General features: G+C 41.3%; 6 protein-coding genes. 2 read left to right on the forward strand and 4 right to left on the reverse strand.

From position 1 onward, the window contains the following. Positions 1 to 151: 151 nt before the first annotated feature. From BM176_RS17980 to BM176_RS17990, 3 genes are all read right to left on the reverse strand, one after another. The gene (locus BM176_RS17980; RefSeq protein WP_090105571.1) at positions 152 to 1,621 is read right to left on the reverse strand and encodes a RagB/SusD family nutrient uptake outer membrane protein; all 1,470 of its coding nucleotides are present in this window, start codon (positions 1,619 to 1,621) and stop codon (positions 152 to 154) included. 17 nt (positions 1,622 to 1,638) lie between these two features. Further along, positions 1,639 to 4,884 carry a SusC/RagA family TonB-linked outer membrane protein gene (locus BM176_RS17985; RefSeq protein ID WP_090105573.1) on the reverse strand — a complete coding sequence of 1,082 codons (3,246 nt, stop codon included), beginning with the start codon at positions 4,882 to 4,884 and terminating at the stop codon, positions 1,639 to 1,641. 303 nt (positions 4,885 to 5,187) lie between these two features. After that, positions 5,188 to 6,588, reverse strand: a complete 1,401-nt coding sequence (locus BM176_RS17990) for an alpha-L-fucosidase (RefSeq protein WP_090105575.1) — start codon at positions 6,586 to 6,588, stop codon at positions 5,188 to 5,190. Between the two features lie 232 nt (positions 6,589 to 6,820). Between BM176_RS17990 and BM176_RS17995 the strand changes: the two genes are divergently transcribed. After that, positions 6,821 to 7,675 (forward strand): OmpA/MotB family protein, encoded by an 855-nt coding sequence (locus tag BM176_RS17995; protein ID WP_090106121.1) that lies wholly within the window; start codon positions 6,821 to 6,823, stop codon positions 7,673 to 7,675. A gap of 57 nt (positions 7,676 to 7,732) precedes the next feature. Here BM176_RS17995 and BM176_RS18000 read toward each other — a convergent pair whose 3' ends face one another. After that, the gene (locus BM176_RS18000) at positions 7,733 to 10,357 is read right to left on the reverse strand and encodes an outer membrane beta-barrel protein (protein ID WP_090105577.1); all 2,625 of its coding nucleotides are present in this window, start codon (positions 10,355 to 10,357) and stop codon (positions 7,733 to 7,735) included. Between the two features lie 390 nt (positions 10,358 to 10,747). Between BM176_RS18000 and BM176_RS18005 the strand changes: the two genes are divergently transcribed. Beyond that, positions 10,748 to 12,847 (forward strand): tetratricopeptide repeat-containing sensor histidine kinase, encoded by a 2,100-nt coding sequence (locus BM176_RS18005; RefSeq protein WP_090105579.1) that lies wholly within the window; start codon positions 10,748 to 10,750, stop codon positions 12,845 to 12,847. The last annotated feature ends 2 nt before the right edge of the window (positions 12,848 to 12,849 follow it).

Here is a 12,849-nt window from a genome sequence, read left to right on the forward strand (position 1 = left end):
AGGATGAGCCTTATCGGACCTTGTTCAGTTCCTGTTTCAATACTATTCAGAGTATTAAAGATCAATAAAATCGGAGAGAAATAACTGTTATTTTACTGTTTTTATTTCCTGGAAATTACTGTTTGCGTGAATCTGCAGTTGTTAAAACATCCTAGTAATAACCAGGATTCTGTACATACAATCCCGCCTTTGCCGAGATCTCCACAGCCGGCACGGGATAAATTACAAAGTTGTTTTCCGCTTTACCTATCGTAGTAATACCATCGCTGGCCACCCAGTTGTTGATAGTCGTAATAGCATTACCGGAACGAACCAGGTCATTCCAGCGTAATCCTTCTCCTAAGAATTCTTTACGGCGTTCTTCAAACAAGCTTTCCAATGTAACATCAGCTACCGGAGCAAGGCCTGCTCTGTTACGTACCTTGTTCACAATATCAACCGCATCACTGTGTGTACCCTGACCATGTAAGATACATTCTGCCTTCATCAGCAGTATATCAGTGTATCTTAGCACGATATAATTTATTGGCCAGTCGGTTCCACTTGTACCACGTTTAGAATAATCGATATACTTTTTCACGAAAGGATTAGAATAGCTTAACTGGATATTAAAAGCCTTGCGGATATCTGTAGCATCATAAGAAGCAAGCAGATTCTTTGAGATATTGAAGTTGCTGGCACCATAACCATTCCCATAGGCATTGGAGATGCCCTGCCCTGTCCAGTAAGCCACTGGCACGAGAAAGCTGGGGAAACCGGCGCCATTGGAACTGCTCATGAACTGAATATCAAAGATCACTTCTTTGTTGTTCTCATTAGTATACGAGAAGATGGAAGCATAGTCCGCGAGAAACTGATATTGATTACTGCTGATGATCTCATTGAACAGTGCAAGTGCTTTATCATATTCGTTACTGTCACGGCCCGGACCTTCTACGCTATAAGTAGGTCCGGAACGGGTGAGATATACCAGTCCGAGAATCCCTTTAGCAGCATAAGACGTAGCACGGCCAACATCGGCACCGGTATAGGAAGATGGCAGATTAGCAGCTGCATATTCCAGATCTGAGATGATAAAGGTATAAACTTCTTCCACTGAACTTCTGGGTACTGCTGCAACCTCTGTTGCGGTCAGCGGTTTGTCTACAACTGGCAATTTCCCGTATAGGCGTAGTGATTGAAAATAGTAGAAGGCACGCAGATAACGTGCTTCAGCGCTGATCCTTGTACGCAGGGAATCTGTTAGCACACTTCCTTTATTCGTTAATGCATCCAATACGGAATTTGCATTGAAGATACCATTGAAGTTATTACTCCATGCAGTTACTATGAACCCGGTGGTGGTTAAGTTGGGAGAAAAGTCATTGATACCCTGCCAGTCGCGGTTACCATCAGATACTGCGGCAATGTTATCGCTACGCATTTCGCTCAGCCAGAGAGACTGACTGGGGTAATCCTTTAGTTTGCTGTATACACCATTGATCGCTTGCAGGAAATCATTGCTGTTGGTATAAAAATTATCGGTAGTTGTATTTGATACAGGATACTGATCCAGCTGTTTAGTACAACTGCTGAATACAGTTGTAGCAAAAAGTAATAATAGATATGCTGCTCTTTTCATTGAATGATACTTTAAAATTAGAAGGTAAAGTTTACGCCAAAAGTCACCGTCTTACTCAATGGCATTGCACCGTAATCACCAGGCAGGGAATAGCTGCCATTGCCACTGTTATTGGTATTCTGCGCTTCCGGATTTACACCACCTTTATATTTATCGCCACTAAACCAGTTTTGCAGAGAGATAGAAGCCCTTGCCGCACTGATCGTTTTTGTTTTAATCAGTCCTTTCAGATTGTATCCCAGGGTAATGTTCTGCACTCTCCAGAAGTCGGTAGAATATACCCAGTCGGATGTAACATAAGGGACGGTGTAGGTAGATCCAAATTTGCCACGGGGAGCGTTGTAATTCTGATTTTCGGTTGTCCATCTATCCCGCCAGATCCCCAGTACATTGGCGGTAGTGCTACCGGAAAAATCAATCGCTCTTCCGAAGTAAGACAGGATAGAACCACCATGCTGACCATATACCTGTACACCGAGATCAAAATCTTTATATCTGAAATTGTTTGTCAGTCCCCAGGTATATTTTGGTGTTGGCTGTCCATATACTACGCGATCGTCTGCATTGATCACGCCATCTTTTTTAGCATCATAATATTTGGTATCTCCTACTGTCTGTTTCGCCAACTTAGCTACGGTAGGATCTGCAATATCAGCATCTGTTAAGATCCCCTGTGTTTTAGTAATATAATAGCTGAACATTGGCAATCCTTTTTGTAGCACATATGGTGGATTGCTACCACTATAAGCAGAAGGAATATATACAGGTGCATCACCTTCACCCAGTGATAATACTTTATTGTTATTGAAAGCAATGTTGATATTAGTAGTCCACTGAAAATCTTTCCTGGTGATAGTCACAGTATTCAAACCGATTTCAAGCCCCCTGTTCTGTACGGATCCAATGTTCTGTAAGCTGGTGCTGAAACCGCTGGCAGATAAGATAGGAAGGTTCAGTAACAGGTCTGTATTTTTCTTCTGATATACATCAACAGTTATGTTTACCCTGTTGCGCAGGATACTAGCATCCAAACCTGCATTGTAGGTATTGGAAGTTTCCCAGCGCAATGCCGGATTAGCCAGACCGGCCACTACCTGACCATTAGCGACTGTAGGTGTATTACCACCAAAGCTGTAATTAGAATTAGACAGTAAAGGAATAGAGTTGTAATCACCGATATTATTATTGCCGGATTTACCCCAACTCAATCTCAGCTTCAGGTCATCAATAAAGTGTATCTGTTTCAGGAATGGTTCCTGTGAAATACGCCATCCGATGGATGCAGAAGGAAAAGTACCCCAGCGGTTATTTTCGCCGAATTTAGAAGATGCATCTTTTCTTATGCTGGCAGACAGCAGGTATTTGCTTTTAAAATCATATTGTACTCTTCCATAGTAAGAGAACAGAGTGTTATTACTTTCCGTTGTGTTACCAGTAACAGTCACACCAGCGGAATTAGGGATCGCATTATTCAATGTAGTGATAATGCTGTTGGCAAAACCACCGGCTGTATTAATAGCAAAGGTTTCGTAATGTACATCATTGTATGATACCCCTGCCACAGCAGAAATATTATGATTGGTAGCAATTGTTTTGCTATAACTCAATGTATTTTCATTCACAAAATTCTGTTTCTTAAATCCGCTATATGAGCCTGAAGCATTCTTACCCGGATTGGTAATTCTTTCTGTAGCTGCGCCCACAGCCACATAGTCCGGCACATAACGTTTAGCCGTCTGGTTAGCTTCATCATAGTTCACTGTAGATTTCAGAAACAGTCCTGGTATGATCTGGTATTCTGCATAGATGGAGTTTAATAAGCGCGTACCTTTTACAAGACTGATAGAACGATTCAGATACGCCACCGGACTAATCAATCTCGCACTGGCCCAGGTATAGGTAGGAAAGTTTCCAGCTCCGGTGAGTACGCCGGCTGTTGATTCTACTACGGGAGTCATCTGAGCGGCCTTCATGATCTGGTTATCTTTTCCTTCTGCATCGGGAGCATTGGTTACGGAGTAACTCGGAGCAATATTAATCCCGAATTTCAGTTTCTTGCTGGCAATAGCTTCTATATTAGCGCGGGCACCATAGTTCTTATACTCTGAGTTTAGCACAGTACCTTTCTGGTCGAGATAGTTACCTGAGAAGAAGTAGTGTACACTTTCAGTTCCTCCACTGGCAGAGATTTCATAATTCTGAAAGGGTGCTTTTCTGAATATTTCATCCTGCCAGTCAACGTATGTCAGACCAGGATGACCGGGTTGCGACCATCTTTCATCTGCCATGTAAGAAGTATTATATACCCCATCTGCCAATCCTAAAATAGCCCTGCGTTGCGCATTTGTCTGGTCTGCCGTTCTTCCTGTTCCGGAGTTAACCCAGTTGGTATTAGCTACTTCTGTTGCCATTTTCACCCATTCATCCGCACTCAGGATATCTAATTTCTTAGCCACTTTACTAATACCCGATGTAGCATTCAAACTCACCTTCACTTTACCGGACAGTCCTCTTTTCGTGGTGATGATCACCACACCATTGGCTGCACGTGAACCATAGATAGCCCCGGCAGCAGCATCTTTCAAAACCTGTACACTTTCAATATCGTTTGGACTGATACTATTTAAAGGATTGTTGTTAAAACCACCACTACCATTTGCAGTAGCTACATCCAGTGGAAAACCATCTACTACATATAATGGTTCTGTACCTGCCGTGATAGATCCGGAACCACGCACCAGGATACTAAGCCCCTGTCCCGGCATTCCTGTTTGCTGCCTTACCTGTACACCGGGCATCTGTCCTATCAGTGCCTGTTCTACCCTGCCCAATGGTCTTTCTATCAGGTGTGTAACATCTAGTGTGGTTACTGCCCCAAGGATATCTCCTTTCTTTTGTGTTCCATAACCAACTACCACCACTTCATTTAATGCACTCTGTGACGATCCCAGCTTTACCTGAAAGCTCTCCTGATTACCGGCAGGCAGTTCCTGTTTTTCATAGCCTACATAGGAAAATATCAGTACAGCATTCTTATCAGGAACGGCTATCTGAAAACTACCATCTGCCGCGGTAGACGTCCCTTTTGATGTACCTTTAATCTGTACACTCACTCCGGGTAAAGCCTGTCCTTTGTCATCTGTTACCTTCCCTTTCTTTATTGGAGTATCCTGTGCGTATGAAGCAACAGACAGGAATAGGATAAGCCACATTAATAAGTACGGCGCACAGAGATTCCTTACACGCCTTCCATGTTTTTGCATTCTAAGTTGATTTAAATTAAAAAAGGAATCCCACGGGCAATACAGATGTATTTCCCATACTAAAGTTGGTGGCAGAAGTATTGATGGATTATTTTACATTAATGGTTTTCTGTTTACAATATGCTGGTCCACATGCTGATTTAGGTAATAGTATGATCACAGTGGTGCAAATATACAAAGTCCACTTAATTAGTAGGGAATTAATTTTGTGGTTATTTTAACTTTTTTAACCTTTCACAAAAAAGCGGATTACCCGGTCTTTTACCCGATAATCCGCTCCTATACAAATAAGACTACTAATATTTACCTCCTCTCATCATACACTCCTACTTCTGCAATAGCTGGAGCTGCACTACACTCATCTACTGAGATCCGTACTTTATTCCCCCATACCCTGTCGAAACGGTGTATTTTCAATCGTCCTTCACTCTTACTGGCGGCTAATGGTTTCCATATGCCATTTTCATTATACTCCAAATGGTATTTCTTAATATTATTACCATCTTCCAAGATAGTGACCATGTTAAAGCTCTTGTCTTTATCAAAGTCTATTTCATACCAGGGTTGCTTCACTGTTTTATTAGACTGCCAGCTGCTTTTGAAATCATCATCATTAGCGAAGTCCATGATGTTCATATCATCACTCCAGCTGGAATTGCTTGGCTGATGTTTTGCCAGGTTAGAAGATATGATTGGTGTTTCTCCTGCTGGCAATACCGGTAATTGTCCTTGTGGCTTCCACAGCTTACCGATCTGTTCTAGTGCAGCTACTGCATTATCATCGATCAAACCATCGCGGTTAGGGGCAACATTCAATATGAAATTGCACCACACTTTATTTAACTCTACAAGGTTATCATTTACCAGTTTTGCGGGATCCTTTACAGGTGTAGTTGGAAAGTTTGTTTTCCAGAACCAGGCTGTGTTAATAGGCAGACAGGATAATGCAGGCAGCTTATTGCTTTCTTTAGAAATATGCTGGCCAGCACCTTGTTCATAAGATTTAATGTCAGTATAAAATAAACCCTCCGCAGGATACTTCGCTGCATTCAGGTCCATCAGCAGGCAGTTGGGCTGCAGTGATTTTACAAGGCGATAGACCTCCTCGAAAGGTACATCATCATAAGAGATCCTGGACCAGGGAGCATCCCATCCGTCTATGATTAAAGCAGTGATTTCACCATACTTAGTAAGCAGCTCTGTGAGCTGTGCTTTGACCATCTCAATATGTTTTTGTGTAATACTGTGTGGACGCAGTTTATGATGTGTATCAAGAATTGAATAATACAACATTACTTTCAATCCTTTTGCCCGGAATGCAGTAGTATATTCTTTTACAACATCTCTCTTCAGCGGACTATTCATCACATTGTAATCTGTTGTTTTTGTATCCCAGATACAAAAACCGCTATGATGTTTTGTGGTAAGACAACCATAAGACATATTTGCAGCTTTGGCAGTTGCGGCCCATTGATTACAGTCCAGTTTAGCGGGATTAAATATAGATGCCGGCGCTTCCGGATCAGGCCAATCCTGATCCATAAAAGTAGGAATGTTAAAATGGATAAACATGCCGAACCGCAGATCTACAAATTGTTGTTGCAAGGTGGCTAGTGGAGTAGCTGCAGACTTTAATTGTGCTTTCATCATTACAGGTGAAAGCAAAAGAATAGCTAACAGGAAACGTAAAGAAATTTTCTTCATGATGTTTTACAGATTATGAGACCGCTCAAACGTGGTTGAATAATTACCTAAAATAAATGAAACATTCTATGGATAGCAGTGATGCGAATACAATATAAAGAAATGCGAATTTATTATTAGTCAATAACTTTAACATAATTACAGCACTGCCCGCTACAAAATGGCGTGGTTTTGGATTAATTTGAATTGTACAGGTAATGAAACAAGAGTCATTACAAAAAATACAATACATATGAAACTTAAAGCCATATTATTATCATTGTCTATTCCTGTCTTATTGTTCTCCTGCGTCAGTACAAAGAAGTTTAAAGCCTCGCAAGCCCAATATGCTGCACTAACAGGGCAGTATGCCCAGTTGCAGAGCAAATTAGAGGATTGCCAACGTACTATGCGCGATTCTACAGAAGCATACCGGCATAGAAACAGTGTGAGCGATGAACGTGTAGAAGGCCTGAAACAAAACAACAGTATATTATTAAATCAGCTGAAAGATCTGTCTGTAATCACTGGCTCACAGGCTGAAAGTATTAAGAAATCATTGGATAATATTGGTGCAAAAGATGCTTATATACAGGATCTGCAATCAGCCATAGCGAGAAAAGATTCCCTGAACATGGCGCTGGTAATGAACCTGAAAGGTGCAATTGGGAACCTGGATGACAAGGACATCAACATCAAAGTGGAAAAAGGTGTGGTATATATCGATATCTCCGACAAACTGTTGTTTGAAAGTGGTAGTTATGATATAACTGCCCGCGCAAAAGAAGTGTTAGGGAAGGTGGCCAAAGTGCTGAACAACCAACCCGATATCGAGTTCCTGGTAGAAGGTCATACAGATTCCGTTCCATATAAGAAAGGTGTGTTGCTGGATAACTGGGACCTGAGTGTGAAGAGAGCAACTGCTGTTACCCGGGTACTGCAGAATGACTACGCAATCGCTCCTGCACGTATCACTGCTGCCGGACGTAGCGAATACATTCCTGTAACAAGCAACGATACTCCGGAAGGACGTGCTGCTAACCGCCGTACACGTATAGTGATCCTGCCACAGCTTGACCAGTTCTTCAAACTGCTCGAAAAGAAATAATAGCACCTCACCATAAATAAAAGAGGCTGGCTTCACAAAATGTGGGTCAGCCTCTTTTTATTTACCGCTTTTGAACTTTTTCAAATCAAGTTGTAATGATAACATGAAATAACGGCTGAGCAGATTATCCCTGCTTTCAGTAACAGAGTTCCCACTAATAAACTGGGATAAGCGGGCATTTTCATTTAACAAATTAAATACCTGCGCCCTGCAGGTAAGGCTCTTTTTAAAGAACATCTTTTCCAGGAAAGCATTCGCCATTAACGGATTGCTGCTTAAAGATCCGCTGTAGCCACTATTCAGTTGTTTGTTGGCATCTATACCAATAGCAAAAGTTTTCAGGAAATAGACCTTTCCTACAACGTTGATTGTCCATGTAGTAAGGTTGGTGATATTATTATCACTGGGGATATATACATTCCTGTTATAGGCATAAGTTACTCCTGTCATTAACTCAATCCAATTCAATAACATGTTACTTCTGGCGGATTGTGAAAATGTTAGATTCTTTGCAATATTCTTCACATCCTGAACATACAGGATATTGTTATTGTAAGCTGCTGTTCCATCCAGGTAAAAATTATATTTGCCATCCCGTAACCGTTTAGACCAACCATATACAAAGCGGTAATTATAATCTCCATCTGTATTCAGATAACGCGTTTCCTGCTTTACTGTGTTAAAGCTGTCCTGCACTGTTACTGTATTGGTCACCACTTTATCTTTTGTATAGTTGGCAGCCAGATGCAGGAATAAAGTATGTGAGCTGGCAGTGTTTAAACTACGGTAGTTCAGAAATACAGAGTGGGTGAATCCCGGTTTTAACAGTGGATTACCTACTATCGGAAACTGCGCGTTGGTAAGATCCGGTACTGGTTGCAGTTGCTGAAAAGCAGGGAAGATAACGACGCCATTATAAAACAGGGATATAAATTGTGACCGGGGTAATTTGTACTGAATGCGTAAAACAGGAGCCAGCGGATTGCTATGTAGTTTTGTTGGCGCCTGTCCATTTGTGCCCTTGCCAGATAAGCCGGAGGGCATTAACCGGGCTCCCAGGGTATAATCAAACCTCCCTATGCTTTTACGGTAGTTTAATTCCAGCTGCTGCTGAGACATACTATACTTAAACGTATTGCTCAGCGACTCGATCCGCTCATATTTGCCTTCCAGACTTAGCCAGTCCGTTATCTGTGTATTGTCGGACTTCGTATAGTTGATCAGGTAACGTAGTTCCAGGCTGGAGGTAGAATCAATCGGTTCTATCCAGGACACCTGTGAAGAGGTGATCAGATCATTATTATTCTTTGTCAGCAGCTGATGCAGTAGTGAGTCCTTTGCTACAGTACTGTCTGCGTTGTAATATAATATGTTATTGATACCATCCTGATCATTTTTATTCCCTGTGTAACTCATATAAAAGCTGAGAGATAATGCCCTTCCTTTCTTATTAAAGCGATGACTGGCAAACACGCCACCACCCACTACCGGAATGCGGTTGTCAATTATATTTTGCGTCACCTGATCCTTTTGCTGATAGCCTGTTTGCAGGGATGAAACAGTACTCTCATTTCCAGCGGTATTCATGCTCATATTCACGTTTACATTCAGGATATCGCCATTATCAGGTTTATACTCTGCCCCGCCATAAAAAGCATAATTATTATTGTTACTGTAATTGCTGCTATTATTGGCAATGTAAAGAGTGCCTTCATTGGTAACGGTGGTTACATTACTTAGGGATTGTATGTTGCTGGCAGTATGTGCGCCCATAAGGCTACCGTTGAGAGATAATCCTTTACTGGTCTGCTCCCTGTAATTAATAGTAGCATTACTGTTCACGGCACTCCCAGACAGCGCACTTGTATTATTGGTGTTACCCGAAACAGATAGCTGGTTTTCACCGTTAAAGAAATTGGCGAGTATAGCTCCGTTATATCGTCCATCATTACCTGCGCCAACAATTGTCTGCATCTGGATCCCTTTATTCAGTTCTGCTTTAGTTTGAATATTCAGTACCTGCTGGGGTTCTCCGGACTTCCGGCCGGTTGCCCGGGCCATATAACCATAATCATCTATCAGTTGCACTTTTTCAATCATATCAACAGGTAATATACGGGTCAGGGTTTTAATATCGTCTACCAGGTAATCTTTCCCATTAATTCTGAGTTTGGTGATCTTTTTGCCCATCATTGTTACATTCCCATCCTTATCTACATCCACACCAGGTAATCTTTTCAACAGATCTTCTGCTACGGCATTTTCCCGGAGGCGGTATTGACTGGCCCTATATTCCAGGGTATCTTCTTTTACGACAACCGGGGCCTGCCTGCCTTTTACGACAACCTCCTGTAAGTTGCTGGTTTTCATCAGCAGTATAACAGGTGGCAATTCAATACGTGGCCCGGCATTTTTGAAATCAAATGATTTTGACCAGGTTTCATATCCAAGCACACTGACGCGCAGGGAGAAAACAGACTGGTTTACATTAGAAAAGGTGAATCTACCGGTTTCATCACTGGCAGCATGCAGCGAATCTTTTCCTGCTGTGAGCCAGATATTGGCTGCTATGATCTCCTGCCCGGTTGTGTCTTTTATTACACCGGAAACGGTATGGGGTATTTGTGCCAGCAGATGCTGGAGGCAAAGACAAAAACAAACAAGCAGGCATATCCTTTTCATAAAGAATGGAATTCAGACAATGGGCACAACTGGGGATACTGGGCTAATTACGGGTTATGGGTCACTAACAATTACTATTCCGGATCTCCTGTAATGGGCATATGTATCCTGGCAGTATCGCACTGCCCAAACGATGAAATTAGTTTTTTTCGGGGAGATTCGGGCAAAAATGATCCTACTGCACAAGGGCCGCAGCAGTCGATTTATTAATAAATTCACATTATCTTGTAAACTTAATATGACTCAATTTCGTATATTAATATAATTATGCATTTTTAGGGTAAAAAGTAAGAAAAACGCTTAACTTACACCTCAGTTAACCTCCATGAAATGTCATGTGAGAGTATATTAACCTAAAAGTGCATTGCGCAATTTAACGTTTTATAATTAATGATTATTCTGACAAAGAATAATAAATTTTATTGGCACCTATTTAAGTGCATCTTTTTTACATATGTAACAGTAACACTATACGCGTGTCAACAGAGAGTAAAAAATATTGATCACCCTGTTTATTTTGATTCTGTTCTGAAGCATGCTGACAGTTTATTTACCCTTGCTGAAAAAGGCCGGCCAATAAAATTTATTGATTCAGTTTATAACAATTATCCCAATCCAGGCATTGGAGACGTATACAGAAAGTACGCTTTTAAAAGGCGCTATTTCTACGATAAAGACTATGCCATTGCCATGGTGTATGTAGATAGTATCCTTCTTATCCTGAAAGATCATTCCAAGGATAATGCCTACAAGAAGTTATACGAAAACGCTATTCTTCAGAAAGGTGATATTCTCCAGGCACAGAAAAGATTTGCAGAGGCTTTCCAGTACTATTACCAGGCAAAACAAATCGGAGAAAAAAGTGGCGATTCTTTGTTTGTAAGTGATTATCTGGGGCAATTAGGAATGGTGTGTTACAGACAGGGAAAATATCTGGAGGCTGTTTCCTATTTCAAAAAATGTGTTGAAATTCTTCATACTGCAGATAAGAACGATTTCCTGGTTTTCTCTTCCTTACAAGGCAATACTGATAATATTGCTCTCAGCTACGACCGCGCCCATATATTTGATAGTGCCTATCATTACTATAACCAGGCATTAAATTATATCAGGAATAATGAGAACCGGTTCAATGGTGATTCAAGTCACCGGCGTTTTATCGGAACTGCCAAAGGAGTCATTTACGGTAACCTGGCCTATGCGAATTACCGGCTGGAAGATTATTCAACAGCTGAGGCCCTGCTAAAAGAAAGTATCAATATCAATCTGCAACCTGGCTATGAAAACCTGGATGCACAATTTATGCAATTGAAGCTGGCAGCTCTTTATTTAAAAATGAACCGCCCGACTGAATGTAAAGCAATACTATTGACGGTAAAAGATTATATAGATGCAAACATGATGTCTGATAATGATCTTAACATGAGATGGCTGAAGATGCAGGAGCGCTATTATGATAAGATAAACAATACTGACAGTGGCTATAAATATCTGAAAGCATATACTACCGCAAAGGATTCCATGGATGCACAAAACCATGCATTACATGAACTGGATGTTAACAGTGAACTGGAGAATGTGGCAAGGCAACATGAAATCATTGCACTGAAAAGCGATGATCGTTTCAAATCAGTGCTTCTTTTTATCTGCGTCCTGTTCCTGGGTTCAGTGATTACTATAGCATTTCTGATCTGGAAAAACTGGAACCGCTCAAAACATAACCTTCAACTGGTTGCGGTACAGAATGAACGGCTTACAGCTGCCCTGCGGGCAGTAGAAGACAGAGATCAGGAAAATGCAGCCCTGTTGAAAGTAATTGTGCATGATCTTAAAAATCCCGTTGGTAATATCAGTGCTATAGCCGGTTTATTACTGGAAGATGAACACGCACCTACGCCGGATAAGAGCATGTACAGGATGATCCAGACCGCTTCCGGACAGGCATTTGGAATCATAAACCAGTTACTGGAAAGTAAGAATAAAGGTGAACTGAAAGACCTGAGAACAGAACTGACAGACATTCCTGTATTACTAACAGAATGTATTGACCTTCTCCAATTCAAAGCATTGAAGAAGAAGCAACGCATTAAAGTAGGAAAATTCCCACCGGGCCTGGCCATGCTAGACCGGGATAAAATATGGCAATTGTTTACAAACCTGATTGACAATGCTATTAAATTCAGCCCGGACAAATCTGCGATCAGCATACATGTTACAAGAAATACCAACACCTATACCATCATGATAAAAGATAACGGTATTGGTATTCCTGATACCCTGAAAGAGAAGGTATTTGAAATGCATACGGAGGCAGGTAGAACAGGTACTTCCGGTGAGAAATCTTTTGGTCTTGGGCTTTCCATCTCCCGCAAGATCGTAGAGATCCACAAGGGCAAACTATGGTTTAAAAGTGAACAGGAAAAAGGAACAGTTTTTTATATTGAACTGCCGTGTTTACCAGTAACAGAAACGGTTGCATCAAATATATAAAC

This window comes from Chitinophaga sp. CF118 (assembly GCF_900112615.1).
Taxonomy (GTDB): domain Bacteria; phylum Bacteroidota; class Bacteroidia; order Chitinophagales; family Chitinophagaceae; genus Chitinophaga.